We start from the raw sequence: 25,738 nt of genomic DNA, 5'->3' as shown, positions 1-25,738 counted from the left end.
CCGACCATGATCGAACCCGGCATTTACAAAGACGTCATGAGCTCGTTCCCCTCCGGCGTCACGGTGGTCACCACCCTGGACCCGGACGGCGGCATCGTGGGCATTACCGCCAGCGCGTTCAGTGCGCTGTCGATCGACCCGGCCCTGGTGCTGTTCTGCCCCAACTACGCCTCGGACACCTACCCGGTGCTGCGCGACAGCAAGCGCTTTGCGATTCACTTGCTGTCGGCCGACCAAACCGCCGAAGCCTATGCCTTCGCCAGCAAGGGCAAGGAAAAGGCCAAGGGCATCGAGTGGCACCTCAGCGACCTGGGCAACCCGTTGCTGGCCAAGGCCACGGCGATCATCGAGTGTGAGTTGTGGCGCGAATACGATGGCGGTGATCATGCGATCATCGTCGGCGCAGTGAAGAACCTGATCCTGCCCGCGCAACCGGTCACGCCGATGATCTACCACAAAGGCAAGCTGGGCCCGCTGCCCACCCTGGCCTGAGGAGCACAGTACGATGAGCAACGACAAATATGAGCAGGGCCTGAAAATCCGCACCCAGGTGCTGGGCGAAGCCTATGTGCAGCGCTCCCTCGAGAATGCCGACGATTTCACCCGGCCCTTGCAGGAGATGGTCACCGAGTACTGCTGGGGCCATGTGTGGGGCCGTGAGGGTTTGTCGCTTAAAGAACGCAGCATGATAAACTTGGCAATGATTTCGGCCCTCAATCGACCTCACGAGCTCAAGCTGCATGTACGTGGCGCCTTGCGTAACGGGCTGAGTCGTGAACAAATACGCGAAATTCTGCTTCAGGTCGGCATTTATTGCGGGGTTCCCGCCGCCGTGGACAGCTTCCGGCTGGCCCGGGAAGCTTTCGCCGAAGCCGATGCAGAGGCCACCCGTTAACCCTTGGCTGTTTTGATCGATCGAGCACCGCTGCCGGTGCTCGTTTTGCAGGGACAGCCACCTTCAGAGCAGACCCCATGAAACGCCTGCCACTCGACGACAGCTTCAAGGTCAATCACAACCCGGTCACCCTGCGCGAAATCGTGCTGGAGAAACTGCGCAGCGCCATCATGAACTTCCAGCTCCTGCCGGGCGACCGCCTGGTAGAACGCGACCTGTGTGATCGCCTGGGCGTCAGCCGCACGTCGGTGCGCGAAGCCCTGCGTCACCTGGAGTCCGAGGGCCTGGTGGAGTTTGCCGATGCCAAAGGCCCGCAGGTCGCGATCATCACCCTGGCCGACGCGGTCGACATCTATGAACTGCGCTGCGTGCTCGAAGGCTTGATCGTGCAGTTGTTCACCCTGCGCGCCAAGGCCAAGGACATCAAGGCCCTGGAAAAAGCCCTGGAGGAGAACCGCAAGGCCCTCAAGGACGGCGAACTGCAACAGGTGATCGACTCGGTGCAAGGCTTCTACGACGTCTTGCTCGAAGGCTCCGGCAACCACGTGGCGGCCACGCAACTGCGCCAGTTGCAGGCGCGTATCAGCTACCTGCGCGCCACCTCGGTGTCCCAGGAAAACCGCCGCGGCGCCAGTAACCAGGAAATGGAACGCATGGTCCAGGCAATCAAGAGCGGCGACCCGCTCGCGGCGCACCAAGCCTGTGTCGATCACGTGCGCGCAGCCGCTGCCGTGGCCCTGGATTACCTCAAGCGCAAGCAGGAAGAGACCGGCAAGATTCCAGAGATCACCCTGCCCATCGCGCTCAAAGAACCGCGCATAGGCCACTGACCATGTTCAGCCCAAGCTATTGCCCGAAATGCGGCGGCAGTGACCTCGGTCGCCAGTTGCCACCGGGCGATACGCATGAGCGCCTGATGTGCCGGGGTTGCGGCTATATCCACTACATCAACCCCAAGATCATCGCCGGCTGCATCATCGAGCAGGACGGCAAATACCTGCTGTGCCAACGGGCGATCCCGCCCCGTCCCGGCACCTGGACCCTACCGGCCGGCTTCATGGAAGGCGGCGAGACCACTGAACAAGCCGCGTTGCGCGAAGTCTGGGAAGAAAGCGGCGTGCGCGCGGAAATCGTCTCGCCCTACTCGATCTTCAGCGTGCCGACGATCAGCGAGGTGTACATCATCTTCCGCGCCATCGCGCTGGAAATCACCGGCCAGTTCGGCCCGGAAACCCTCGACTACCGGTTCTTCGCGCCCGAGGACATTCCCTGGGACAGCATCTACTACCCGGCGATCCGGCAGATCCTCGAACGGTATATCGAGGAACGCCAGGCCGGGGTGTATGGCATCTACATCGGCAATGACGACAGCGGCAAGATCCACTTTATCCGCTGATCTCACAGCCAAACACCGGACCAAATGTGGGAGGGGCGGTGCGACGATTCGACTTGCCCCCGATAGCAGTGTGTCAGCCGCTGAATAAGGTGACTGACCCACCGCCATCGGGGGCAAGCCCCCTCCCACACTGGCCCGCTGTTGGCAGGTAGAAAGCAGCCCGGCGGTAGATCGCATGGATACCACCAATCCCCTGTGGGAGATGTCGAGCTTTAGCGAGGCTTCGAAGGCGGTGGCACGGTTGGCAGAGAGGTTGGCTGACACACCGCCATCGGGGGCAAGCCCCCTCCCACATTTGGTCCTATGTTTGGCCTGATGACCTAAGGTGCCAGCCCTTCCACGATGACGATCTGCGCCACCCCCGCCCCTTCACGGTACCCCTTCGCCTCCTGATATTCAGCAGACTCGTAGCACGCCACCGCCTGCTCGTAGCTATCGAACTCGATCACCACATTGCGCTGCCGTGCCGGCCCGCCTTCCATCGCCTCGCTGCGCCCGCCCCTGGCCAGGAACCGCCCGCCAAACTTGGCAAACGCTGCCGGTGCGCGTTGGGTGTACTGCGTGTACTGCTCTGCGTCGGACACATCCACATGGGCAATCCAGTAAGCCTTCATCGTGACATCCTCTTGTTGAGTTTTTGTGGTATACCATAATACATACAACCAACAAAACGAGCACACTGACATGCCCTTCAACAGCATCGCAGACATCATCGAAGACTATCGCCAGGGCAAGATGGTGCTCCTGGTGGACGACGAAGACCGGGAAAACGAAGGCGACCTGTTGCTGCCCGCTGCCTGCTGCACCGCCGAGACTATCAGTTTCATGGCTCGCGAAGCCCGTGGCTTGATTTGCCTGACCCTGACCGACGAACACTGTCAGCGCCTGGGCCTCGAGCAGATGGTGCCGAGCAATGGCAGCGTGTTCAGTACGGCGTTCACCGTGTCCATCGAAGCCGCCAGCGGCGTGACCACCGGCATCTCTGCCGCTGACCGCGCGCGCACCGTGGCGGCGGCCGTTGACGTCAATGCCGGGCCCGCCGACATCGTGCAACCGGGGCATATCTTCCCGTTGCGCGCCAAGGACGGCGGCGTATTGACCCGCGCCGGCCACACCGAAGCCGGCTGCGACCTGGCGCGCCTGGCCGGGCACACACCGGCCTCGGTGATCGTTGAAGTGATGAACGACGACGGCACCATGGCGCGCCGCGCCGACCTGGAAATTTTCGCGCGCAAACATGGGATCAAGATCGGCACCATCGCCGACCTGATCCACTACCGCCTCAGCACCGAGCGTACCGTGGTGCGCATTGGCGAACGGGATTTGCCCACGGTGCATGGCACGTTCCGCCTGATCACCTTCGAAGACCGCATCGACGGCGGCGTGCACATGGCAATGGTCATGGGCCAGTTGCGCCGCGATACCCCTGCGCTGGTGCGCGTGCATGTGATCGACCCGCTGCGCGACCTGGTCGGCGCCGACTACAGCGGCCCGTCCAACTGGACCCTGTGGGCCGCGTTGCAACGCGTCGCCGCCGAAGGCTGCGGCGTGGTGGTGGTGCTGGCCAACCATGAGTCGTCCCAGGCGCTGCTGGAGCGTGTGCCACAACTCACCCAGGCGCCACGCCAGTTCAACCGTTCGCAGTCGCGCATCTATTCGGAAGTGGGTACCGGGGCGCAGATCTTGCAGGACCTCGGCGTCGGCAAGCTGCGTCACCTCGGCCCGCCCCTCAAATACGCCGGGCTGACCGGCTACGACCTGGAGGTGGTCGAGAGCATTCCCTTCACCGAATGACGGATAACCGGTAAGGCAAAATGCTTGCACAAAGTTTGGAATACCATAATATGATATTCCATAGACCGAACGCTTTCGCCAAGTGCGCCCGCCAGGGATAGCACCAATAACAGCCCTTGGCACGGTCGCCTTTTGGGGCCCCGACTGAGGCCCTGATTGACCTACTGCTCCCGATAGGCGGGCATTACCAGCCCGCTCAATAACAAAACAAATGAGGGCGTGAACATGGTGTTGAACAAACGTACAACCGCGGTGCTGTTTGCCGGTTTACTGGCGACGGCCACCCACGCGGCCCTGGCGGCCGAAAGCATCAATTTCGTGAGCTGGGGCGGTAGCACCCAGGATGCGCAGAAGCAGGCCTGGGCCGACCCGTTCAGCAAGGCCAGCGGCATTACCGTGGTCCAGGATGGGCCCACCGACTACGGCAAACTCAAGGCCATGGTCGAAAGCGGCAACGTGCAGTGGGACGTGGTGGATGTAGAGGCCGACTTCGCCTTGCGCGCCGCCGCCGAAGGCCTGCTCGAACCCCTGGATTTCTCGGTGATCCAGCGCGACAAGATCGACCCGCGCTTCGTCTCCGACCATGGCGTGGGCTCGTTCTTCTTCTCTTTCGTGCTCGGCTACAACGAAGGCAAGCTCGGCGCCAGCAAGCCCCAGGACTGGACCGCGCTGTTCGACACCAAGACCTACCCCGGCAAACGCGCCCTCTACAAATGGCCGAGCCCTGGCGTGCTCGAACTGGCCCTGCTCGCCGACGGCGTACCGGCCGACAAGCTCTACCCGCTGGACCTGGACCGCGCCTTCAAGAAACTCGACACCATCAAGAAAGACATCGTCTGGTGGGGCGGCGGTGCACAGTCGCAGCAGCTGCTGGCCTCCGGCGAAGTCAGCATGGGCCAGTTCTGGAACGGTCGCATCCACGCCCTGCAGGAAGACGGCGCGCCAGTGGGCGTGAGCTGGAAGCAGAACCTGGTGATGGCCGACATCCTCGTCGTGCCTAAAGGCACGAAGAACAAAGCCGCCGCGATGAAGTTCCTGGCCAGTGCCAGCAGCGCCAAAGGCCAGGCCGACTTTTCCAACCTGACCGCCTATGCTCCAGTGAACATCGACAGTGTGCAGCGCCTCGACTCGGTGCTGGCGCCGAACCTGCCGACCGCCTACGTCAAGGATCAGATCACCCTCGATTTCGCCTACTGGGCCAAGAACGGTCCGGCCATTGCGACACGGTGGAATGAATGGCTAGTCAAATGAAAATGACGGCAACCACACCGACCGGGAGCGCCCTCGGCGCTGCCGGCGCGGTTTCCTCCAAGGCCGGTGCGCCGTCCCTGGCGCAGCGCTGGCGGGGGTCGAGCAACCTGATCCCGGCCCTGCTGTTCCTCGGCCTGTTCTTCCTGGCGCCGCTGATCGGCCTGCTGCTGCGTGGCGTGCTGGAGCCGGTGCCGGGCCTGGGCAACTATGAACAACTGTTTGCCAACTCGGCCTATGCACGGGTGCTGCTCAACACCTTTTCGGTGGCGGGCCTGGTGACCCTGTTCAGCCTGCTGCTGGGCTTCCCGCTGGCCTGGGCGATTACCCTGGTGCCGCGCGGCTGGGGGCGCTGGATCCTGAACATCGTGCTGCTATCGATGTGGACCAGCCTGCTCGCCCGCACCTATTCCTGGCTGGTCTTGCTGCAAGCCTCCGGGGTGATCAACAAGGCGCTGATGGCGATGGGCATCATCGATCAGCCGCTGGAGATGGTGCACAACCTCACCGGCGTGGTGATCGGCATGAGCTACATCATGATCCCGTTCATCGTGCTGCCGTTGCAGGCGACCATGCAGGCCATCGACCCGATGATCCTGCAGGCCGGCTCGATCTGCGGCGCGAGCCCGTGGACCAACTTCTTCCGGGTGTTCCTGCCGCTGTGCCGGCCGGGGTTGTTTTCCGGCGGCCTGATGGTGTTCGTGATGTCCCTCGGTTACTACGTCACCCCGGCGCTGCTCGGCGGTGCGCAGAACATGATGCTGCCCGAGTTCATCATCCAGCAGGTGCAATCGTTCCTCAATTGGGGCCTGGCCAGTGCCGGCGCCGCGTTGCTGATCTTCATCACCCTGGTGCTGTTCTACTTCTACCTGAAGCTTCAGCCGGAATCCCCGGTTGGCGCCAGCAACGCGAGGTAAGCCGTCATGCTCCTGACTCCCAATGCCATGAGCCGCAGAATGCGCTTGGGCCTCTACACCACCACCGGCTTGATCGGCCTGTTCCTGCTGCTGCCGATCGTGTTCATCGTGCTGCTCTCGTTCGGCTCGTCGCAATGGCTGGTGTTCCCGCCACCGGGCTGGACGCTGAAATGGTATGGCCAGTTCTTCTCCAACGCCGACTGGATGAATGCCGCGATGGCCAGCCTCAAGGTGGCGGTGCTGACCACCGTGTTCGCCGTCGCCCTGGGCCTGCCCACCGCGTTTGCCCTGGTGCGCGGGCGTTTCCCCGGCCGTGAGCTGCTCTACGGCCTGTTCACGCTGCCGATGATCGTGCCGCTGGTGATCATCGCCGTGGCGGTGTACGCGCTGTTCCTCAAGCTCGGCTACACCGGCACGATGTTCGCCTTTGTGGTCAGCCATGTGATCGTCGCGCTGCCGTTCACGATCATCTCGATCATCAACTCGCTGAAGCTGTTCGACCAGTCGATCGAAGACGCGGCGGTGATCTGCGGCGCCTCGCGTTTGCAGGCGGTGTTCAAGGTGACCTTTCCGGCGATTCGCCCAGGAATGGTGGCCGGTGCGCTGTTTGCCTTTCTGGTCTCGTGGGACGAGGTGGTGCTCAGCGTGATGATGGCCAGCCCGACCCTTCAAACCCTTCCCGTGAAAATGTGGACCACCCTGCGCCAGGACCTGACGCCTGTGATCGCCGTCGCTTCGACGCTGCTGATCGGCCTCTCGGTACTGGTCATGGTGATTGCCGCCGCCGTTCGCCGGCGTACCGAAACCCGCGCCTGAGCGCCGAGGAGAAGAACATGAGTGCAGTGATCAACGATGTCGCGCGAAGCCATGGCCAACCCCTGGTCAGCCTGCGCAACCTGAACAAGCACTACGGCGAATTTGCCGCCGTCGACAACATTTCGCTGGATATCAAGGACGGCGAATTCCTCACCTTCCTCGGCTCCAGCGGCTCGGGCAAAAGCACCACGCTGTCGATGCTCGCCGGTTTTGAAACACCGAGCAGCGGCGAGATCCTGGTGAGCGGCCAATCGCTGGTCAACGTACCGCCGCACAAGCGCGACATCGGCATGGTGTTCCAGCGTTACTCGCTGTTCCCGCACCTATCGGTACGCGACAACATCGCCTTCCCCCTGGCGATTCGCAAACTGGCCAGCGCCGAACGCGAGAAGCGCGTCGACGCCATGCTCAAGCTGGTGCAGCTTGAGCAATTTGCGCATCGCCGCCCTTCGCAACTGTCCGGCGGCCAGCAGCAACGGGTCGCCATCGCCCGCGCGCTGGTGTACGAGCCGCGCATCCTGCTGATGGACGAACCCCTCGGCGCCCTCGACAAGAAGCTGCGTGAAGACCTGCAGGACGAACTGCGCCAACTGCACCGGCGCCTGGGCATCACCATCGTCTACGTGACCCACGACCAGGAAGAAGCCATGCGCCTGTCCCAGCGCATCGCGATTTTCAGCCACGGCAAGATCGTCGGCCTGGGCAGCGGCTTCGACCTCTATCAGAACCCGCCGAACGCCTTCGTCGCGTCGTTTCTGGGCAACTCCAACTTCCTCAAGCTCAAGGCCCAGGGCAATGCGGCGGCGTCGTTCGAAGGCCAATCCCTGTCGATCCGCCTGACCAGCGGGTTGCACACCGAGCAGGAGGTACTGCTGATGGTGCGCCCGGAAAAAGCCCTGGCGCTGAGCGTCGAACAGGCCACCGCACAGCCCTTGGCCGCCGGTTGGAATGAAGTGTCGGCCATCGTCGGTGAAGTGCTGTTCCTCGGCGAAAGCCAGACCTGCACGGTGAAAACCCTCGGCGGCACGTCGATGACGGTCAAGGCGCTGTCTGCCGCGGGCATGCCCCTCAAGGCCGGCGACCCGGTGCGCGTGCGCTGGGCCACGGCGGATGCGTGTGTGTATACCGAATGGGCTGAAAGCGACCTGAACAAGGCCGCCGGCGCGCACTGAGTCACCCTTGTGGGAGGGGGCTTGCCCCCGATGGCTGTGGGTCAGCCAAAGATGCATTCACTGACACTCCGCCATCGGGGGCAAGTCGAATCGTCGCACCGCCCCTCCCACATTTGAACGGCGTTTACCCGTTAAAGCTTGCGCTCGAAAATCGCCCCCTCGATCCCCAGCACCTCGCGGGTATCGGCATAAATCCCCACGCCCTTCTCCCACACGTGCTTGATCGAGCGGTCGGCGCAGCGGATCTGGTAATTGAGCTCGAACGGCTCATGCCGTGACAGCGCATATTGCACCTCGCGCCATACGTAGTCGGCATCCTGCGCCAGGATCAGGCTGTTGTAGGTGAACTCATGGTTGTCCACCAGGCGCTCGGCGGGGTAGCCGGTCAACTCCAGGCAGCCGGCGCTGACGAATTCCATGGTCCAGTCGCGGTTGTTGCGCCCGCGGTAGATCAGCCCCGGCATGCTGTCGAGCAGGCTCATGCTGCTGCGCTGGCTGGCCTGCAAGGCAATTTCACGGCGTTTATGCGCGGTGATGTCGCTGGCCACCAGATAGAACCCCTGGGGGCCGCGCTTGAGGCTGATCTCGAACCAGCGCAGCTCGCCGCTGGGGTGCACGAAGCGCAGGCGCTGGTTGAACGAGGTCTCGGGGCGGCGGCGCAGTTCATTCAGGGCCTGGCGCCACAGCGGGCGGTCTTCCTGGTGCACATAGTCCATCAGGTTGCGCTCGGCACCCGGCGGCCCCATCAGCTCGGCCCAGGCCAGGTTGAAGTGGGCGATCTGGCCGTTGTCGCGCAGTTGCAATAAGGCGGCGGGAAAGCAATCCATCAGGTCAATCGGCAGGGGCGCAAACGCTTCAGGGCTATCCCTCATTTAATGGCGCTCCTCGTGTTTCATCAAGGCGCCGCTGTGCACCCAGGCCGCCAGCTCCAGCCGTGAATGCAGGCCAAGCTTCTGCAACAGGCTGCGCACATAGATTTTCACCGTGCCGTCGCTGATCCCCAATTCCCGGCCGATCTGTTTATTGCTCATGCCGGCGGCGATCAGCGCCAGGGTCTGGCCTTCGCGTTCGGTGAGGTTTTCGCTGCCCGCGGCCTCACACGCCGGCGCAGGCTCGGCCTGGTCGGCGAGCAAGGCAATCAGGGTCGAGTCCAGCACGATCGCGCCCTTGTGACAGTTGCGCATATACGCCAGCAACGCCTCGGGCTCGGTTTCCTTGAGCACATAGCCGCTGGCGCCCAGGCGCAAGGCGGTGAGCAGCTCGGCGCGGTCCATCGAGGCGGTGAGCACCACCACCTGACACTCCAGGCGCAACTGGCGCAGTTCATCCAGCACCTGCAAACCGCTGAGGCCGGGCATGTGCAGGTCGAGCAGGACCTGTTGCGGCGTCAGGCTCACGGCCAGGTTAATGCCTTCACGGCCACTGGCTGCCTGCCCCACCACTTCAAAGTCGTCGCTGGCGTCGAACAACTGCGCCAGGCCCTTGCGAAACAATGGGTGATCATCGATCAGTAATAAGGTCGTGCAATCCATCGAGGCTCCCCTGTGGCAGGTCGTGGTGGCGGCGCAGGCCAAGGTGCACGCGCACCCCGTGCGGGCGGATCGTTTCAATGCTCAGGCGCGCGCCGAGGCTGGCGGCGCGCTCGCGGATAATCGCCAGGCCGAAATGATTATGTTCGTCGGATGCCGGGCTCAGGCCGATGCCATCGTCTTCCACCGACACTGAAGCGTCGCCGTCCTGGGTCTGGCGCAGCTCAATGCGCACGTGCCGCGCGTGGGAATGGCGCACGGCATTGGCCAGGGCCTCGCGAATGATCTGCAAGACCTGCAATTCGGTTTCCGGGCCCAGGGCATCGTCCGGCAGGCGGTTGTCCAGTTCGAACACGATGATGCAACGCCGCGAGAACTCCGCCACCGAATCGGCCAGGGCCTGGCGCAGCGAGCGCCCGTCCATGGTCAGGCGCGCACTGGTGATCAGCTCGCGCACCTGGCGTTGCAACTGGCTCAGGCCGGCACACAGGTCGTGCAGGGCTGGCGCGCCCAACTGCGACTGCAACCCATGGGCCTGGAACGACAGGTAACCCAACTGCTGCGCCACCGAATCGTGCAGCTCACGGGCCAGGGCACCGTGGCGGGAGGTCGCCTGTTTGCGCTGCTGCTCACGGGCGTGGCCGCGCAGGCGCACGGTTACGCCGACGGCCTGCGCTGCCTCTTCCAACAACTGGCGCCAGCTGGCACCGGCTCGCCTGGGCGTGTCGAGCAGCAACACGCCCTTCTGGCCCTCGGGCAAGGCGCACACCAGGCGATGCACACCGCGTTGCCGGCACGGGCCGCAGGCCTGGGGCGTTTGCGCCACAGCTGCATTGCGCCAGGGGCAGGTCGCGGCGTCCTGGCAGCCTTCGATCAAAGCGCGGCGTGTCGGGCTGAGGTCTTCGCCGCCGAGGATCAGGTTGAGCCTGGCGCGGGGTAGCAGTGCGTCGAAACGGTCCAGGAAATCCGACAAGGCACCGTCAGCGTGCAGGGGCAACCCGGCCAACAGCCGGCGCACGCTGCGCGCCTGTTCGCGGCGCACAGGCCCCAACCAGAGCGGCCACCATTGCGGTCGTATTCGCACTCTTCGATAACTCCCCGTCCCGTTGCTCGGCGTGACCTCAAGCCCAGCAACTTCCATGCCCCGAACGCCCTTGGGGCAAGGCTTATCTCCAAAGGCATAGCCCTTTTTCCAGATTGAGAAGATTTTCCCCATAGGAAAGTATCTCTCCCAACAGGAAACAAAACGCACCTTGGAGGAGCCCGCATGACGCACACCCTCAGCCGCCCCATCGTGGTGATGCAATCGGCGACCGCCTGCACGGAGGTGGTCGCCACGCTGGACCAGCCGGTACTGCTGAACGGCGAACAACCCGACTTCGCGCGCCGCTTGCAACAGGCATTGAGCAGCGCCACCGTGGGGTGCCGGCTTTACCTGCTGGGAGATGAAGCCTTTGTCTGGCGTATCCATGCGCAAGCCCGCGCCGCTGGCCTGGAAGACGACGAGATCAGCATGACCTGCGCCACGCCCGGCCTACGCCAGGTGTATTGCGCCCACTGTGGCCTGACCCAGGCTGCCGGGCCAGCGCCCTCATTGAACTGCATCGGCTGCCACGTCGGGCTTGAAGTGCGTACGCATTTCTCTCGGCGCCTGGGGGCTTACCTCGGCGTGTGCCACAACCCCGACCAGCCCTATGCAGGGTTCCAGCCATGAGCGCGGCCCTCAAGGTTCAGGTCAGCGCCGCAAGAATGCTCACGCCGGTGGTGCGCGAACTCACCCTGACCGCCTGCGACGGTACCCTGCCCGGCTTCTCGCCCGGCAGCCATGTGCAAGTGCATCTGCCGCTGGCCGACGGCACGGTGCGCAACGCCTATTCGCTGACCAGCGACCCGGCGCACCTGCACCACTACCGCATCGCCGTGCGCCTGCAAGACGCTTCGCGTGGCGGCTCGCAGTACCTGCATCGGCAGGTGCGGGTCGGCGACACCTTGCAGCTCTCGCCGCCGGCCAATCTGTTCGCGCCCCACGGCACCGCGCGCCGGCATATCCTCATCGCTGCCGGGATCGGTATCACGCCGTTCATGGCCTATATCGCCGCGCTGGAACAGCAGCAGGCCGACTTCGAACTGCATTACCTGTTCCGCCCGGGCCTCAGCGACGCCTATCTCGACGAGTTGCAACAACGCCTCGGCCCGCGCCTGCACAGCTACGAACGGCGCCCGGACCTGAACCGGATCCTCGCCAACCGGCCACTGGGCAGCCACGTCTACAGCTGTGGCCCGCAGTCTCTGCTCGACGCGGTCGAGCTTGAGGCCACCCGCCTCGGTTGGTCGCCCAAGCGCGTGCATTCCGAAGCCTTCAAGGGTGCCCAGCCGGGCCAGCCGTTCGACCTGCACCTGCTGCGCAGCGGCCGGCGCCTGCGGGTCGAGGCAGAGCAAAGCCTGCTCGAAGCCCTGGAGCACGCAGGACTACAGGTGCCCAACCTGTGCCGTGGCGGGGTCTGCGGCCAGTGCATTACCCGGCACAACGGCGGCGCCATCGAACACCGTGACAGTTTCCTCAGCCCGGCCGAGCAGGCCGAATTTCTGATGCCCTGCGTCTCGCGCGGCCACGGCCCCTGCGTTTCGCTGGACCTCTAGGAGTGAGTGACATGCCCCTGCAATCGAGCCCCGTGTTGAGCTATCGCGACGATTTCAGCTTTCGCAACAGCCCGGCGGCGATCCGGCGCTTCCCCTTTCCCTTCATCGAGGACAGCTACCTGTACTCGGTGAATATCGAACCGGCCACCTCCCGCGACCCCGGCTCGATCTATGAGCACGCCTTCGACATCGACGAGCACTACCGCTCGGAAATGGCCGAACGCGCCCTGGTGCTGGACCAGGACCCGCGCCGCTACCTGGTGATGCCGCACATGCAAGTGGCGGCCTGGGATGCGTTGCAGATGCTCATGCAGCACCTGGCCGCCGACTACCCGCAGTGGTTCAGCCTGACGCAAGACGGCGAGCACTGGCATTGGCGCAACCACCTGCTGGACATCGACCAGCCCTTCATCTTCGGCGACGCCACCAGCCTGCCCTGCGCACCGCTGGAGTACATCGGCCGCCAGGTGCAGGGGGATTTCGCCCTGCTCGACCAGCGCGACGGCGACCTGTACATGGACGCCGGCCTGGTCACCAGCCCGGCCGACTGGTCGCTGGCGTTCGATGCCGGCATGAGTTTCAAGCAATGGCACGCACCGGTGCCCATGGCCCATCAGATGGGCGTGTTCGACCGCGCGCTGAAGTACCTGCTCAACCTGCAGGTCGGCCAGCCCGTGCGACGCTTGAACTGGACCCTGACCATCAACCCGCGCCTGGATTCATCCCCCGAGACGTTCCATCAATGGGGCGCCGATCGCGGCCAGATCACCGCGCAGAACGTCGGGCAGCAGGTGCACCTGCGGGTCGAGCTGCAAGTGATGGCGCGCCTGCCGCGCAGCCACGCGGTGATGTTCAGCATCCGTACCTACCTGATCAGCCTGGACGAGCTGGTCACGCAACCCGGCTGGGGCTGTCGCCTGCACCGCGTGCTGCGCGACCTGCCCGACCCCATCGCCGACTACAAGGGCATGACCCGCTACCGCCGCACGCTGGTCGAGTGGCTGAGCCAGTTTGATCCACTCGCGTGACCTCATTTTCCCGACAAGGAGCATCACATGACCCACTCCTGGCGTATCTCTGCATTGGCCGAACGGCACCGCGCCCTTGGCTCGAACCTTGAAGACTGGAACGGCATGGGCACCGCCTGGACCTACAGCAGTGCACTGGCCGACCACCACGAAGCGATCCGCACCCGCGCCGGCCTGATGGACGTGTCGGGGCTGAAAAAAGTCCATTACGTGGGGCCCCACGCCGAGAGCCTGTTGCAGTGGGCGACCACCCGCGACATCGCCAAGCTCTACCCCGGCAAATCGGTGTACGCCTCGATGCTCGACGAGGACGGCAAATTCGTCGATGACTGCATCGTCTACCGCACCGGGCCCAATGCGTTCATGGTGGTGCATGGCGCCGGCAGCGGGCATGAAATGCTGGTGCGCTCGGCCCTGGGCCGGCAAGTGGCGGTGCTGTTCGATGACGACCTGCACGACCTGTCGCTGCAAGGCCCGCTGGCGGTGGACTTCCTCGCCGAACACGTGCCCGGCATCCGCCAACTGGCGTACTTCCACCACCTGCAAACCCGCCTGTTCGAGCGCCCGGTGATGATCTCCCGCACCGGCTACACCGGTGAGCGCGGCTACGAGATTTTCTGCAAGGCCGCCGACGCGCCGTTCCTGTGGGACAGCATCCTCGAACAGGGCGCCGGCCTGGGGATCATCCCCTGCGCCTTCACCGCCCTGGACTGGCTGCGGGTGGAAAGCTCGCTGATGTTCTTCCCCTACGACAACTCGCAGATGTACCCCTTCGCCGACCAGAAGGCCGGCGACACCCTCTGGGAAATGGGCCTGGACTTCACCGTTTCGCCGGGCAAAAGCGCGTTCCGGGGCGCCGAAGAACACCTGCGCCTGCGCGGCCAGGAGCGTTTCAAGATCACCGGCGTGCTGCTTGAGGGCGTGCGTGCCGCCGAGGCCGGCGACACCTTGTGGCAGGGCAACCGGCAAGTCGGCGTGATCACCTGCGGCATGTATTCGCGCCTGAGCAAACGCTCGATGGCCATCGCGCGCATGAGCGTCGCCTGTTCCGAACCCGGTATTGCCGTGCAGGTGCGCGGCAGCCTTGAGGCCAGCGCCAGCACCCACGCCCTGCCCTTCGATGACCCGCAAAAAACCAAGCGCACGGCCAAGGGCTGAGCCTTCCTTCACTGTATTCAGGAGCCTTCGATGGACGCCTCCCGCGAACATTACATCCTCAAGATCACCTGCCCGGCGGCGTCCGGGATCGTCGCCGCGATCAGCGCCTGCCTGGCCCGGCAGCAGTGCTACATCAGCGAGCTGGCGCAGTTCGACGACGAGTTCACCGGGCAGTTCTTCATGCGCGCGGTGTTCCGCTTCAACACCGGCGTCAGCGGCGATATCGGCGCCCTGCGCGAAGGCCTGGGCGACCTGGCCGGCGGGTTCGATATGCACTGGCAGTTGTTCAGCTCACGCCAACCGACCCGCGTACTGCTGATGGTCAGCAAATTCGACCACTGCCTCACCGACCTGCTCTACCGCCACCGCAAGGGCGAGATGGACATGCACATCACCGCCGTGGTCTCCAACCACCTGGACCTGCGGGCGATGGCCGAGCGCGAAGGCATCCGCTTCATCTACCTGCCGATCACCCAGGACACCAAGGCCAGCCAGGAAGCCGAGCTGATGCGCATCATCGAAGACACCCAGACCGACCTGGTGGTGCTCGCGCGCTACATGCAGATCCTGTCCGACGGCCTGTGCCAGCACCTGTCGGGGCGGGCGATCAATATCCATCACTCGTTCCTCCCAGGGTTCAAGGGCGCCAAGCCCTACCACCAGGCCTATGACCGTGGCGTCAAGCTGATCGGCGCCACCGCCCACTACGTCACCAGCGACCTGGATGAGGGCCCGATCATCGAGCAGGAAATCCAGCGCGTCGACCATACCCACTTGCCCGACTCGCTGGTCGCCATCGGCCGCGACACCGAAACCGTGGCCCTTTCCAAGGCCCTGAAATACCACCTGGAACACCGGGTGTTCATCAACCAGGACAAGACAGTGATCTTTCGCTGAACCCTTCAGGAGGCACGCTCATGACCCTACGTGTTGCAATCATCGGCGCCGGCCCGTGTGGCCTGGCGCAACTTCGCGCGTTCCAGTCGGCCCGCGACAAAGGTGCCGCCATCCCCGAATTGGTGTGCTTCGAGAAACAGCAGGACTGGGGCGGCATGTGGAACTACACCTGGCGCACCGGCCTCGACGAGAACGGCGAGCCGGTGCACGGCAGCATGTACCGCTACCTGTGGTCCAACGGCCCCAAGGAATGCCTGGAATTTGCCGACTACACCTTTGAAGAACATTTCGGCCGGCCCATCGCGTCCTACCCGCCGCGCGAGGTGCTGTGGGACTACATCAAGGGCCGGGTGGAGAAAGCCGGGGTACGCGACTACATCCGCTTCAACCACGTGGTGCGCCAAGTCACCTTCGACGAACAGACCCAGCGCTTCAGCCTGTATGCCCACGACTACAACACCGACACCTTGACCTGCGAAGCATTCGACTACGTGATCAACGCCTGCGGCCACTTCTCCACGCCCAAGGTGCCGTACTTCGAAGGCTTTGAGCAATTCGCCGGGCGCATCCTGCATGCCCATGATTTTCGCGAGGCCCTGGAGTTCAAGGACAAGGACCTGCTGATTGTCGGCAGCAGCTATTCGGCCGAGGATATCGGCTCGCAATGCTACAAATACGGCGCGCGCAGCATCACCAGTTGCTACCGCACCGCCCCCATGGGCTATGCCTGGCCGGACAACTGGGAAGAAAAACCACTGCTCCAGCGCCTGGAAAACAACCGCGCGTACTTTGCCGACGGCAGCAGCAAGCACATCGACGCGGTGATCCTGTGCACCGGCTACAAGCACCACTTCCCATTCCTGCCCGATGAACTGAGCCTCAAGACCGACAACCGCCTGTGGCCGATGAACCTCTACAAGGGTGTGTTCTGGGAACCCAACCCCCGCCTGATCTACCTCGGCATGCAGGACCAGTGGTACTCCTTCAACATGTTCGATGCCCAGGCCTGGTATGCCCGCGATGTGATCCTCGGGCGCATCCCACTGCCCAGCCAGGCCGAGATGGTCGCCGACAGCCAGCAATGGCACGTGCGGGAACAGACCCTGGAAACCAACCAGCAGATGTTCGAATACCAGGGCGCCTATATCCAGCACCTGGTGGACGCCACCGACTACCCGGATTTCGACATCGCCGGAGTCAACGAAACCTTTCTGCACTGGAAGCACGACAAGGCGGAAAACATCATGGGTTATCGCGACAAGTCCTACCGCTCGCTGATGACCGGCACCCAGTCGCCGCCCCACCACACGCAGTGGTTGCAGGCCCTGGATGATTCGATGGCAGCGTACCTGGGCGCGCCCGCGACGCCCATCAAGTCGGTCGGCTGATGATGAATGCACCGCGTATTTCCCATCCCCGAGAGCCCGGGCTGTTTGCCCGCGCGCCGAACCTGGAGCGCTACCGCGTGGCCGCCGGCGGCGTGACCCTGGTGGACTTGCAGCCCGGCGACGGCCTGCACGTGATCGACGTCGAAGGCCGGCAACCCTGCGCACTGCTGGCCCTCGACGCCGGCGGTCGCAGCGCCCTGGCGAGCTGGGGCCTGCGCGGGTCAACGGCGTGCAGTGTGCCAGGGCGTATCGGCCTGGCGCTCCAGCGGCGCGGCATCGACGCCCAGGCATTGCCGCTGGCCGCCTCGCTGTGGGACGCCGACAGCCCGCCCGGCCACAGCCGGCAGTTTGTCGCCCAGGACGCGCTGCTGGTGATCGTCGCCGCGCCCGCCGAGGCCACCGCCGTCGACCGGCAATACCGGCCCAGCGAACTGCGCCTGCGGGTGACGCGGGCCAACCCGTCGCCGCTGCTGGTACCGGCCCTGCCCGAGCCGTTGGGCGACGTGCTGGACGAATTCACCCTGCGCGCGGGCACGGCCCGCAGCTACACCGTCGCCAAGGGCCAGTACGTGCAGGTGCTGGATGTGGCCGGCCGCCAGTGTTCGGACTTCGTCGCCCTCGACCGCCGTGCCCTGGATCGCGGCGTGGAGCTGGAGCTGGACCAGACCGTCACGCGCACCCTGAACGGCAGCGCCTACCCGGCACCGGGGCTGTTCTCGAAGTTTTTCGACCGCCACATGCAACCGATGCTGGAGGTGGTGCAAGACACCGTCGGGCGCCACGATTCATTCGCCCTGGCCTGCGCGGCGCGCTACTACGAAACCCATGGGTATTTCGGGCACGACAACTGCAGCGACAACCTCAGCCAGGTCCTTGCGCCCTATGGCGTGCAGGCCCGCAACGGTTGGCCGGCGATCAACTTTTTCTTCAATACGGGGATTGATGCGCACCAGCAGATGACCCTGGACGAGCCCTGGTCGCGGCCCGGTGACTACGTGCTGCTGCGGGCCATGACCGACCTGCTGTGTGGCAGTACCTCGTGCCCGGATGACATCGACCCGGCCAATGGCTGGAACCCGACCGATATCCATGTCCGCATCTACAGCGAGAAGGAGCGTTTTTCCATCGCCATGAGCACTCGAACCACGGCGGATGCCGACCCGATTCTCACCCGTGAGTCCGCGTTTCACTCACGCACCAGCGCCCTCACCGGCAGCTTCACCGACTACCGCAACTGGTGGCTGCCGCTGCGCTACGACGGTTACGGCGCCACCGAGGAATACCTCGGGTGCCGCGAACGGGTGGCGGTGATGGACCTGACCGCCCTGCGCAAATTCGAAATCATCGGCCCCGACGCCGAAGCCCTGTTGCAGTACTGCCTGACCCGCGATGTGCGGCGCCTGGCGGTGGGCCAGGTGGTGTATTCGGCGATGTGCCACGCCCACGGCGGCATGCTCGACGACGGCACCCTGCTGCGTCTGGGCCCGGACAACTTCCGTTGGATCTGCGGCGAAGACTATGCCGGCGTGTGGTTGCGCGAGCAGGCACAGAAACTGGGCATGAAGGTGTGGGTCAAGTCCGCCAGCGAGCAGATCCACAACCTGGCGGTGCAAGGGCCCCTGAGTCGCGAGCTGCTCAAGCAGATGGTCTGGACCCCGCCCACCCAGCCGAGCCTGGAAACCCTCGGCTGGTTCCGCTTCCTGGTCGGCCGGCTGGACGGTTTCGACGGCTGCCCGTTGATGATTTCGCGCACCGGCTACACCGGCGAGCTGGGCTTTGAGGTGTGGTGCCAGCCCGAAGACGCCGAACGGGTGTGGGACCGCATCTGGCAACTCGGCCAACCCTTGGGCCTGGTCCCGCTGGGCCTGGAGGCCCTGGACCTGCTGCGCATCGAAGCCGGGCTGATCTTTGCCGGCTACGAGTTCAGCGACCAGACCGACCCGTTCGAGGCGGGCATCGGTTTCAGCGTACCGCTCAAGAGCAAGACCGATGACTTCATCGGCCGCGATGCCCTGTTGCGGCGCAGCGCCCACCCCAGCCACAAGCTGGTCGGCCTGCACCTGAGCGGCAACGAGACGGCCCGGCATGGCGACCCGGTGTACCAGGGCCGGGCCCAGGTCGGGGTAATCACCAGTGCCTGCCGCTCACCGCTGCTGGCCAGCAATATCGCGCTGTGCCGGGTCGACGTGAGCTGCGCCGAGCCCGGCACTGAACTGGAGATTGGCAAAGTCGATGGCCTGCAGAAGCGCATCAGCGCCACGGTCAGCGCAGCGATTTTCTACGACCCGGACAAAAGCCGGGTACGTAGCTGATCGTCCCGAAACGTGTGTGCCACCCCATTTTGACTGCCCCAACCTAACCGCTATTCAGACATGGGAATACGAAGATGGAAGCGACGACGTTCGAGGCTGTACCGCAGGCTGCCGGCTCGGTGGGCAGCCTGCACCGCAAGATCGATTGGCGCGGGGCCTTCTGGGTCGCCAGTGGCGTGCCCGCGCTGGTGCTGTTCTCCATCGGTGCGATTGCCGCCACGGTGGGCAAGCCGGCGTGGATCGTGTGGATCGTGTCGATCCTGTTCGGGTTTATCCAGGCCTTCACCTACGCCGAGATCGCCGGGTTGTTCCCGCACAAATCCGGCGGCGCCTCGGTGTACGGCGCGGTGGCCTGGGTGCGCTACAGCAAGCTGATCGCGCCGGTGTCGGTGTGGTGCAACTGGCTGGCCTGGTCACCGGTGCTGTCCATCGGCTCGGGGCTGGCGGCGGGGTATATCCTCACGGCGCTGTTTCCCGCCGATGCGTTGATCAACACCTGGCAACTGACCCTGCTGGACCTGGGCTGGGTCAAGAGCGGTCTGTCGCTGCGCATCAACGCGACGTTCGCCATTGGTTTGTTAATTTTGCTCACGGTGTTTGCCGTGCAGCACGGCGGCATCCTGCGTTCGGCGCGCCTGACCCTGGTGCTCGGCGTCACCTCGTTGATTCCGCTGCTGCTGGTGGGCGTGGTGCCCTTGTTCACCGGGGATGCGGCCCAGGCCAACTTCCTGCCGCTCTACCCCCTGGCCCATGACGCGGCCGGGCAAGTCATCGATGGGCCCTGGGATATTTCCGGCTGGTCGCTGATGGCCGGTGGGCTGTTCATGGCGGCGTGGTCCACCTACGGTTTTGAAACGGCGGTGTGCTACACCCGCGAATTCAAGGACCCCAAGCGCGACACGTTCAAGGCGATCTTCTACGCCGGCCTGCTGTGCATCCTGGTGTTCACCCTGGTACCGCTGGCGTTCCAGGGCAGCCTGGGGCTGGGCCAGTTGGTGACCCCGGCGGTGCTCGACGCCAGTGGCGCAGTCGTGACGCCGGCGGTGTACAGCGGCCTGCTCTCGCCCGCGATCTACAGCGGCATGGGGGTTGGCCAGGTGATGGCCGACAGCATCGGTGGCGGCAAGGTGGTCGCCAATATCGTGTTGATCATGCTGGTGCTGGCGACGTTGCTGGCGATCATGACCTCGATGTCCGGTTCGTCGCGCACCCTGTATCAGGCCTCGGTGGATGGCTGGTTGCCCAAGTACCTGGGGCGCACCAACGAGCATGGCGCGCCGACGGCGGCAATGTGGACCGACCTGTCATTCAACCTGCTGCTGTTGCTGATGTCGGACTACGTGTTCGTGCTGGCGGCATCCAACGTCAGCTACATCATCTTCAACTTCCTCAACCTCAATGCCGGCTGGATCCACCGCCTGGACCGCCCCGACTGGGTACGCCCGTACAAAGCTCCCACCGTGCTGCTGGCGGCCGGCGGCGTGCTGAGTTTCGTCAACCTGGCCTGCATGGGCCTGGGCGCGGATATCTGGGGCGCGGGCACGCTGGTCACCGGTTTGCTGTTGGCGCTGCTGATCCTGCCGGTGTTCTGCTACCGCCACTATGTGCAGGACAAGGGCCACTTCCCCGCCGCCATGCTCACCGACCTGTATATCCAGGCCGACGACGGCCAACGCCGCGCCGGCTGGCTGCCCTATGCCACGCTGGTGGCCGGTGTGCTGGTGGTGTATGCCTGCCATCAACTGGTAGCCTGAGCCTTCTGGCCTGCCTATGGCTGAGGGATTGTTATCCCTCAGCTCCTTATTTCCCCAGACAATGGTGACGCTTTTGACCAGCTCTCTCCCCACGCTTGCCCGCGATATCGACGGCAAGGCCATCGCCACCCAGGTGCTCGACGAGGTTCGCGAAGAGGTCCTGCTGCTTGCCTCGCAGCAGATCTACCCGGCCCTGGCGGTATTGCTGGTGGGCGATGACCCGGCCAGCCACGTCTACGTGCGCAATAAACTGCTGCGGGCCAAGGAAGCCGGGATTCGCTCCCTGGAATACCGGCTGCCGGAAGATGCCAGCCAGGCGCAGGTGCTGGACCTGCTTGCCCAGTTGAATACCGATGCGTCGGTCAACGGCATCCTGGTGCAATTGCCACTGCCGGCGCATATCGACGAGGCAGCGGTGATCCACGCGATTGACCCGATCAAGGACGTGGATGGCTTCCACCGCGAAAACGTCGGCGGCCTGGTGCAAGGCATCGAGGTGCTCACGCCCTGCACACCCAGCGGCTGCATGCGCCTGCTGCACGAAACCTGCGGCGACTTGAGCGGCTTGCACGCGGTGGTCATCGGCCGCTCGAACATCGTCGGCAAACCCATGGCGACCCTGCTATTGCAGGCCCACTGCTCGGTCAGCGTGGTGCACTCACGCAGCGTCGATGCCCCAGCGTTGTGCCGTTTGGCCGACATCGTCGTCGCCGCCGTCGGCCGGCCACAATTGATCGATGCCAGCTGGCTCAAGCCTGGCGCAGTGGTCATTGATGTCGGGATCAACCGCATCACCACCGAGACCGGCACGAGGCTGGTGGGGGATGTGGACTATGCCAGCGCCCGCACCGTGGCCAGCGCGATTACGCCGGTGCCGGGCGGTGTGGGACCGATGACGATTGCCTACCTGCTGAAAAACACCCTGGTGGCCAGCCAGTTGCAGCGCAAAGCCCTGCCCCGAGCGCTGGCGCTGTACCTGTAGGAGCGAGCTTGCTCGCGAAAAACGTCCAGGCAACGCGGTCATCCAGGGTGCCCGCGTTATCGTTAACGATCTTCGCGAGCAAGCTCGCTCCTACAGGGTTCTCAGTGGTTTTAGGCGGCCAGGTCCATTTCTTCCACCGACTCATGGGCACGCAGGCTGAAGAACACCCTGGTGGCGAGCCAGTTGCAGCGCAAAGCCCTGCCCCGAGCGCCGGCGCTGCACCTGTAGGAGCGAGCTTGCTCGCGAAAAACGTCCAGGCAACGCGGTCATCCAGGATGCCCGCGTTATCGTTAACGATCTTCGCGAGCAAGCTCGCTCCTACAGGGTTCTCAGTGGTTGTAGGCGCGCTCGTTGTGCTCGGCCAGGTCCAGGCCCATCTCTTCCACCGACTCATGGGCCCGCAAGCCGACCAGGGCATTGACCACTTTGAGAATGATCCAACTGACCACAAAGCAATACACCGTGGTCAACAACACCCCCTTGAGCTGGGCGACCACCTGCCCCCCCATGGTCACACCTTCCACCAGGCCACCCATGGACGGAACACAGAACACGCCAGTCAACACCGCGCCGATCATGCCGCCGATGCCATGCAGGCCGAACACATCGAGGCTGTCGTCGTAGCCGAAGCGGCGCTTCAACACGGTCACGCTCAAGTAGCAGAACACCCCGCACAGCAGACCGATGGCCAACGCACCACCCACCCCCACATAAGCGCACGCCGGGGTAATCCCCACCAGGCCGGCCAACGCGCCGCTGGCCAGGCCGAGGGCACTGGGTTTGCCGACCTTGAACCACTCGGTGAACATCCAGCCGAGAATCCCGGCGCACGCGCCCAGTTGGGTATTGAGCATGACGATGCCCGAGGTACCGCTGAGGCCACCGCCGGAGCCGATATTGAAGCCGAACCAGCCGACCCAGAGCATCGCCGCGCCGGCCATGGTCAGGCTCAGGTTATGCGCAGGCATCGGCGTGTTCTGGTAGCCCTTGCGCTTGCCGAGGATCAGGCACGCGGCGAGTGCCGCCACACCGGCATTGATGTGCACGGCGGTGCCGCCGGCAAAATCGAGCACACCCCAGTTATGCATCAAGGCCCCCGAACCGCCCCAGACCATATGCGCCACTGGGGCATAGACCAGGGTGAACCAGATGGCCATGAACAGCAGCGCCGCCGAGAATTTCATGCGTTCGGCAAAGGCTCCCGCGATCAGGGCCGGGGTGATGATGGCGAAGGTCATCTGGAAGGTCACGAAGACCCCTTCCGGAATATCCCCCACCAGGCTCTCCGGGGTCATGCCGGCCAGGAAGGCACGGCTCAGGCCGCCGACAAAACTGTTGAAGGTCACCTGCCCTTCGACCATGCCGGTGGTGTCGACCACCATGCTGTAGCCGTAGATCACCCACAGCACGCCCACCAACCCGGCGATGCCAAAGCATTGGGTGAACAGCGAAAGCATGTTTTTCGCGCGGACCAGGCCGCCATAGAACAACGCGAGCCCCGGCAAGCACATGAACAGCACCAGCACGGCGGCGGTGACCATCCAGGCGGTACTGCCGGTGTTCAAGGTGGGTGCATCAGCAGCGTACGCCAAGGGTGCAAAGGCACCGGCCGCGAATAAACCGAAGAGGGATTTGCCGAGAAGACGATTGACCATGTTCAAAGCTCCTGCAACAGAAGTGTGTAGGAGCGAGCTTGCTCGCGAAAAACGTCCAGGCAACGCGTTCATCCAGGGTGCCAGCGTTATCGTTGACGATCTTCGCGAGCAAGCTCGCTCCCACAGGGGGGGTAATTCAGTAACTCGAACCCGGCACCCAGCTGGTCCCGGCCAGCGGCACGCGGGCCATGGCGGCCGATTCCACGGTCAGCGCCACCAGGTCCTCGGGGTCGAGGTTGTGCAGGTGCGACTTGCCGCACGCACGCGCCATGGTCTGCGCCTCCAGCACCATCACCCGCAGGTAGTTGGCCAACCGCCGCCCACCTTCCACCGGGTCGAGGCGCTTGGACAGCTCCGGGTCCTGGGTGGTGATACCGGCCGGGTCGCGGCCGTTCTGCCAGTCGTCGTAGAAGCCGGCGGCCGAGCCGATCTTTTTCAGTTCCGCGTCCAGCCTCGGGTGGTTATCGCCCAGGGCAATCAGCGCCGCCGTACCAATGGCGACCGCATCCGCGCCCATCGCCATGGCCTTGGCCACGTCGGCACCGTTGCGAATCCCGCCCGACACGATCAACTGGACCTTGCGATGCATGCCCATCTCTTGCAAAGCCTGTACCGCTTGCGGGATGGCCGACAAAATCGGAATGCCCACATGCTCGATAAACACTTCCTGGGTCGCGGCGGTGCCGCCTTGCATGCCGTCGAGCACGATCACATCGGCACCGGCCTTGACCGCCAGCTTCACGTCGTAATACGGCCGGCTCGCGCCGATCTTCACGTAGATCGGTTTTTCCCAATCGGTGATTTCGCGCAGCTCGGCAATCTTGATCGCCAGGTCATCCGGCCCGGTCCAGTCCGGGTGGCGGCAGGCGCTGCGCTGATCCACACCGATGGGCAAGGTGCGCATGCCGGCCACGCGTTCGGTGACCTTCATGCCCAGCAACATGCCGCCACCGCCGGGCTTGGCGCCCTGGCCGAGGACGATCTCGATGGCGTCGGCCTTGCGCAAATCATCCGGGTTCATGCCGTAGCGCGACGGCAAATATTGATAGACCAAATGCTGGGACTGGCCGCGCTCTTCCGGGGTCATGCCACCGTCACCGGTGGTGGTGCTGGTGCCCGCGATGGTCGCGCCACGGCCCAGGGCTTCCTTGGCATTGGCCGACAGCGCGCCGAAACTCATGCCCGCGATGGTCACTGGGATCTTCAGGTGGATCGGCTTCTTGGCGAAGCGGTTGCCGAGGATCACGTCGGTGCCACACTTCTCGCGATAGCCTTCCAGCGGGTAGCGCGACACGCTGGCGCCAAGCAGCAGCAAGTCATCGAAGTGCGGCAGCTTGCGCTTGGTGCCGCCGCCGCGAATGTCGTAGATGCCGGTTTCGGCGGCGCGTTGGATTTCCTGGATGGTCAGGCGGTCGAAGGTGGCCGACTCGCGCAGGACCGGAGGGGTTTGTTCAGTCATGGTGGAGCTCCTGATCAGTACGCGGAGGCGTTATCGACTTTGAAGTTGTAGAGTTGACGGGCCGAGCCGTAGCGCTTGAAGTCCGCCGCCTGGTGGGCGAAACCCGCACGGTCGAGCAGCTCTTGCAGCTCCTTGAGGTGCTCGCTGCGCATCTCTTTTTCGACGCAGTCCGAGCCCAGGGACTCCACCGTGCCTTTGACGTAGATGTGGGTTTCGTACAGCGAATCGCCCAGCGCATCGCCGGCATCGCCACACACCACCAAACGCCCGGCCTGGCCCATGAAGCAGCTCATGTGGCCGATGCTGCCGCCGACGACGATGTCGATACCCTTCATGGAAATCCCGCAACGCGCGCCCGCATCGCCCTCGATCACCAGCAAGCCGCCATGGGCCGTGGCCCCGGCCGCCTGAGAGGCGCTGCCCTTGACCCGTACCGAGCCGGACATCATGTTCTCGGCGCAGCCCACGCCGACATTGCCGTGCACGGTGATCGAAGCCTGCTGGTTCATACCCGCGCAGTAGTAGCCGGCGTGGCCCTCGATATCGATGGACACGGCTTGGTTCACGCCCACCGCGAGGTTGTGCTTGCCGTTGGAATGGATCACGCGCCATTCGTTGTCGATGGCCTGGGCGTGCAGCGCCTGGTTGAGGTCACGCACGGTGGCGGTGGAAAGATCGATGGTTTTCATGTGTGCGCT

The 25,738-nt window shown here is 64.2% G+C and carries 25 protein-coding genes; 18 read left to right on the top strand and 7 right to left on the bottom strand.

Annotation, left to right across the window (positions count from 1 at the left end):
• The first annotated feature begins 6 nt into the window (after positions 1-6).
• From AB7933_RS13265 to AB7933_RS13250, 4 genes are all read left to right on the top strand, one after another.
• Entirely contained in the window at positions 7-492 is a 486-nt protein-coding gene (locus AB7933_RS13265; RefSeq protein ID WP_024074702.1) for a flavin reductase family protein, read from the top strand.
• A 13-nt stretch (positions 493-505) separates the two neighbouring features.
• Positions 506-895 (top strand): carboxymuconolactone decarboxylase family protein, encoded by a 390-nt coding sequence (locus AB7933_RS13260; protein WP_024074701.1) that lies wholly within the window; start codon positions 506-508, stop codon positions 893-895.
• Between the two features lie 77 nt (positions 896-972).
• Positions 973-1,725, top strand: coding sequence for a GntR family transcriptional regulator (locus tag AB7933_RS13255; RefSeq protein ID WP_024074700.1), 753 nt, complete (start codon positions 973-975; stop codon positions 1,723-1,725).
• A 2-nt stretch (positions 1,726-1,727) separates the two neighbouring features.
• Positions 1,728-2,291 carry an NUDIX hydrolase gene (locus tag AB7933_RS13250; protein ID WP_024074699.1) on the top strand — a complete coding sequence of 188 codons (564 nt, stop codon included), beginning with the start codon at positions 1,728-1,730 and terminating at the stop codon, positions 2,289-2,291.
• A 320-nt stretch (positions 2,292-2,611) separates the two neighbouring features.
• Here the strand turns inward: AB7933_RS13250 and AB7933_RS13245 are convergent, their stop codons facing one another.
• The gene (locus AB7933_RS13245; RefSeq protein ID WP_024074698.1) at positions 2,612-2,905 is read right to left on the bottom strand and encodes a DUF1330 domain-containing protein; all 294 of its coding nucleotides are present in this window, start codon (positions 2,903-2,905) and stop codon (positions 2,612-2,614) included.
• A gap of 70 nt (positions 2,906-2,975) precedes the next feature.
• On the opposite strand from AB7933_RS13245, the gene ribBA reads away from it, so the two are divergent.
• The 5 genes from ribBA to AB7933_RS13220 all read left to right on the top strand — a co-directional run bounded on the left by ribBA (position 2,976) and on the right by AB7933_RS13220 (position 8,238).
• Positions 2,976-4,085, top strand: coding sequence for a bifunctional 3,4-dihydroxy-2-butanone-4-phosphate synthase/GTP cyclohydrolase II (ribBA, locus tag AB7933_RS13240; RefSeq protein ID WP_024074697.1), 1,110 nt, complete (start codon positions 2,976-2,978; stop codon positions 4,083-4,085).
• A gap of 225 nt (positions 4,086-4,310) precedes the next feature.
• Entirely contained in the window at positions 4,311-5,336 is a 1,026-nt protein-coding gene (locus tag AB7933_RS13235) for an ABC transporter substrate-binding protein (RefSeq protein ID WP_024074696.1), read from the top strand.
• The gene (locus tag AB7933_RS13230) at positions 5,333-6,250 is read left to right on the top strand and encodes an ABC transporter permease (RefSeq protein ID WP_024074695.1); all 918 of its coding nucleotides are present in this window, start codon (positions 5,333-5,335) and stop codon (positions 6,248-6,250) included. Before AB7933_RS13235 ends, AB7933_RS13230 begins: the two co-directional genes overlap by 4 nt.
• 6 nt (positions 6,251-6,256) lie before the next feature.
• Complete coding sequence (locus AB7933_RS13225) at positions 6,257-7,066, top strand: ABC transporter permease (protein WP_010567348.1); 810 nt, start codon at positions 6,257-6,259, stop codon at positions 7,064-7,066.
• 17 nt (positions 7,067-7,083) lie between these two features.
• Entirely contained in the window at positions 7,084-8,238 is a 1,155-nt protein-coding gene (locus tag AB7933_RS13220) for an ABC transporter ATP-binding protein (RefSeq protein WP_024074694.1), read from the top strand.
• 131 nt (positions 8,239-8,369) lie between these two features.
• On the opposite strand, the gene AB7933_RS13215 is transcribed toward AB7933_RS13220, so the two are convergent.
• The 3 genes from AB7933_RS13215 to AB7933_RS13205 are packed head-to-tail and all read right to left on the bottom strand — an operon-like array spanning position 8,370 to position 10,809.
• Positions 8,370-9,110: a PAS domain-containing protein gene (locus tag AB7933_RS13215; protein ID WP_024074693.1), complete on the bottom strand. Its 741-nt coding sequence runs from the start codon at positions 9,108-9,110 to the stop codon at positions 8,370-8,372.
• Positions 9,111-9,770 carry a response regulator gene (locus tag AB7933_RS13210; protein WP_024074692.1) on the bottom strand — a complete coding sequence of 220 codons (660 nt, stop codon included), beginning with the start codon at positions 9,768-9,770 and terminating at the stop codon, positions 9,111-9,113. It lies immediately after the preceding gene.
• Positions 9,739-10,809, bottom strand: coding sequence for an ATP-binding protein (locus AB7933_RS13205; protein WP_236646004.1), 1,071 nt, complete (start codon positions 10,807-10,809; stop codon positions 9,739-9,741). Before AB7933_RS13205 ends, AB7933_RS13210 begins: the two co-directional genes overlap by 32 nt.
• Positions 10,810-11,034: 225 nt before the next feature.
• Between AB7933_RS13205 and AB7933_RS13200 the strand changes: the two genes are divergently transcribed.
• The 9 genes from AB7933_RS13200 (at position 11,035) to AB7933_RS13160 (ending at position 21,926) form a co-directional block, all read left to right on the top strand.
• On the top strand, positions 11,035-11,481 hold the full coding sequence (locus AB7933_RS13200) for a dimethylamine monooxygenase subunit DmmA family protein (RefSeq protein WP_024074690.1): 447 nt from the start codon (positions 11,035-11,037) through the stop codon (positions 11,479-11,481).
• Positions 11,478-12,407, top strand: a complete 930-nt coding sequence (locus AB7933_RS13195; protein WP_024074689.1) for a PDR/VanB family oxidoreductase — start codon at positions 11,478-11,480, stop codon at positions 12,405-12,407. Before AB7933_RS13200 ends, AB7933_RS13195 begins: the two co-directional genes overlap by 4 nt.
• A gap of 11 nt (positions 12,408-12,418) precedes the next feature.
• Positions 12,419-13,435, top strand: coding sequence for a heme-dependent oxidative N-demethylase family protein (locus tag AB7933_RS13190; protein WP_041160898.1), 1,017 nt, complete (start codon positions 12,419-12,421; stop codon positions 13,433-13,435).
• A 27-nt stretch (positions 13,436-13,462) separates the two neighbouring features.
• Positions 13,463-14,593, top strand: a complete 1,131-nt coding sequence (locus AB7933_RS13185; RefSeq protein WP_024074687.1) for an aminomethyltransferase family protein — start codon at positions 13,463-13,465, stop codon at positions 14,591-14,593.
• Between the two features lie 30 nt (positions 14,594-14,623).
• Complete coding sequence (gene purU / locus AB7933_RS13180; RefSeq protein WP_024074686.1) at positions 14,624-15,490, top strand: formyltetrahydrofolate deformylase; 867 nt, start codon at positions 14,624-14,626, stop codon at positions 15,488-15,490.
• A 20-nt stretch (positions 15,491-15,510) separates the two neighbouring features.
• Complete coding sequence (locus AB7933_RS13175; protein WP_024074685.1) at positions 15,511-16,878, top strand: NAD(P)-binding domain-containing protein; 1,368 nt, start codon at positions 15,511-15,513, stop codon at positions 16,876-16,878.
• Between the two features lie 2 nt (positions 16,879-16,880).
• Entirely contained in the window at positions 16,881-19,190 is a 2,310-nt protein-coding gene (locus tag AB7933_RS13170) for a DUF1989 domain-containing protein (RefSeq protein ID WP_041161151.1), read from the top strand.
• A 74-nt stretch (positions 19,191-19,264) separates the two neighbouring features.
• Positions 19,265-20,944 (top strand): APC family permease, encoded by a 1,680-nt coding sequence (locus tag AB7933_RS13165; RefSeq protein WP_024074683.1) that lies wholly within the window; start codon positions 19,265-19,267, stop codon positions 20,942-20,944.
• A gap of 61 nt (positions 20,945-21,005) precedes the next feature.
• Positions 21,006-21,926, top strand: a complete 921-nt coding sequence (locus AB7933_RS13160; protein ID WP_024074682.1) for a bifunctional 5,10-methylenetetrahydrofolate dehydrogenase/5,10-methenyltetrahydrofolate cyclohydrolase — start codon at positions 21,006-21,008, stop codon at positions 21,924-21,926.
• A gap of 329 nt (positions 21,927-22,255) precedes the next feature.
• On the opposite strand, the gene AB7933_RS13155 is transcribed toward AB7933_RS13160, so the two are convergent.
• The 3 genes from AB7933_RS13155 to AB7933_RS13145 all read right to left on the bottom strand — a co-directional run bounded on the left by AB7933_RS13155 (position 22,256) and on the right by AB7933_RS13145 (position 25,729).
• A complete protein-coding gene (locus tag AB7933_RS13155; protein ID WP_041160897.1) occupies positions 22,256-23,581 on the bottom strand; it encodes an ammonium transporter in 1,326 nt (441 codons plus the stop codon).
• Positions 23,582-23,717: 136 nt separating this feature from the next.
• A complete protein-coding gene (locus AB7933_RS13150; RefSeq protein ID WP_024074680.1) occupies positions 23,718-25,040 on the bottom strand; it encodes an FMN-binding glutamate synthase family protein in 1,323 nt (440 codons plus the stop codon).
• A 14-nt stretch (positions 25,041-25,054) separates the two neighbouring features.
• The gene (locus tag AB7933_RS13145; RefSeq protein WP_024074679.1) at positions 25,055-25,729 is read right to left on the bottom strand and encodes a protein glxC; all 675 of its coding nucleotides are present in this window, start codon (positions 25,727-25,729) and stop codon (positions 25,055-25,057) included.
• Between the last annotated feature and the right edge of the window lie 9 nt (positions 25,730-25,738).

Source organism: Pseudomonas gorinensis, assembly GCF_042015035.1.
GTDB lineage: Bacteria > Pseudomonadota > Gammaproteobacteria > Pseudomonadales > Pseudomonadaceae > Aquipseudomonas > Aquipseudomonas gorinensis.
Note: the sequence above shows the minus strand (reverse complement) of the source record. Positions and strands in the feature narration are given on the sequence as shown.

Bases quoted from the DNA above. Each gene is read 5' to 3' on its own strand.
- AB7933_RS13265 (WP_024074702.1), top strand. From the start codon at position 7: ATGATCGAACCCGGCATTTACAAAGACGTCATGAGCTCGTTCCCCTCC.
- AB7933_RS13260 (WP_024074701.1), top strand. From the start codon at position 506: ATGAGCAACGACAAATATGAGCAGGGCCTGAAAATCCGCACCCAGGTG.
- AB7933_RS13255 (WP_024074700.1), top strand. From the start codon at position 973: ATGAAACGCCTGCCACTCGACGACAGCTTCAAGGTCAATCACAACCCG.
- AB7933_RS13250 (WP_024074699.1), top strand. From the start codon at position 1,728: ATGTTCAGCCCAAGCTATTGCCCGAAATGCGGCGGCAGTGACCTCGGT.
- AB7933_RS13245 (WP_024074698.1), bottom strand. From the start codon at position 2,905: ATGAAGGCTTACTGGATTGCCCATGTGGATGTGTCCGACGCAGAGCAG.
- ribBA (WP_024074697.1), top strand. From the start codon at position 2,976: ATGCCCTTCAACAGCATCGCAGACATCATCGAAGACTATCGCCAGGGC.
- AB7933_RS13235 (WP_024074696.1), top strand. From the start codon at position 4,311: ATGGTGTTGAACAAACGTACAACCGCGGTGCTGTTTGCCGGTTTACTG.
- AB7933_RS13230 (WP_024074695.1), top strand. From the start codon at position 5,333: ATGAAAATGACGGCAACCACACCGACCGGGAGCGCCCTCGGCGCTGCC.
- AB7933_RS13225 (WP_010567348.1), top strand. From the start codon at position 6,257: ATGCTCCTGACTCCCAATGCCATGAGCCGCAGAATGCGCTTGGGCCTC.
- AB7933_RS13220 (WP_024074694.1), top strand. From the start codon at position 7,084: ATGAGTGCAGTGATCAACGATGTCGCGCGAAGCCATGGCCAACCCCTG.
- AB7933_RS13215 (WP_024074693.1), bottom strand. From the start codon at position 9,110: ATGAGGGATAGCCCTGAAGCGTTTGCGCCCCTGCCGATTGACCTGATG.
- AB7933_RS13210 (WP_024074692.1), bottom strand. From the start codon at position 9,770: ATGGATTGCACGACCTTATTACTGATCGATGATCACCCATTGTTTCGC.
- AB7933_RS13200 (WP_024074690.1), top strand. From the start codon at position 11,035: ATGACGCACACCCTCAGCCGCCCCATCGTGGTGATGCAATCGGCGACC.
- AB7933_RS13195 (WP_024074689.1), top strand. From the start codon at position 11,478: ATGAGCGCGGCCCTCAAGGTTCAGGTCAGCGCCGCAAGAATGCTCACG.
- AB7933_RS13190 (WP_041160898.1), top strand. From the start codon at position 12,419: ATGCCCCTGCAATCGAGCCCCGTGTTGAGCTATCGCGACGATTTCAGC.
- AB7933_RS13185 (WP_024074687.1), top strand. From the start codon at position 13,463: ATGACCCACTCCTGGCGTATCTCTGCATTGGCCGAACGGCACCGCGCC.
- purU (WP_024074686.1), top strand. From the start codon at position 14,624: ATGGACGCCTCCCGCGAACATTACATCCTCAAGATCACCTGCCCGGCG.
- AB7933_RS13175 (WP_024074685.1), top strand. From the start codon at position 15,511: ATGACCCTACGTGTTGCAATCATCGGCGCCGGCCCGTGTGGCCTGGCG.
- AB7933_RS13170 (WP_041161151.1), top strand. From the start codon at position 16,881: ATGAATGCACCGCGTATTTCCCATCCCCGAGAGCCCGGGCTGTTTGCC.
- AB7933_RS13165 (WP_024074683.1), top strand. From the start codon at position 19,265: ATGGAAGCGACGACGTTCGAGGCTGTACCGCAGGCTGCCGGCTCGGTG.
- AB7933_RS13160 (WP_024074682.1), top strand. From the start codon at position 21,006: ATGGTGACGCTTTTGACCAGCTCTCTCCCCACGCTTGCCCGCGATATC.
- AB7933_RS13155 (WP_041160897.1), bottom strand. From the start codon at position 23,581: ATGGTCAATCGTCTTCTCGGCAAATCCCTCTTCGGTTTATTCGCGGCC.
- AB7933_RS13150 (WP_024074680.1), bottom strand. From the start codon at position 25,040: ATGACTGAACAAACCCCTCCGGTCCTGCGCGAGTCGGCCACCTTCGAC.
- AB7933_RS13145 (WP_024074679.1), bottom strand. From the start codon at position 25,729: ATGAAAACCATCGATCTTTCCACCGCCACCGTGCGTGACCTCAACCAG.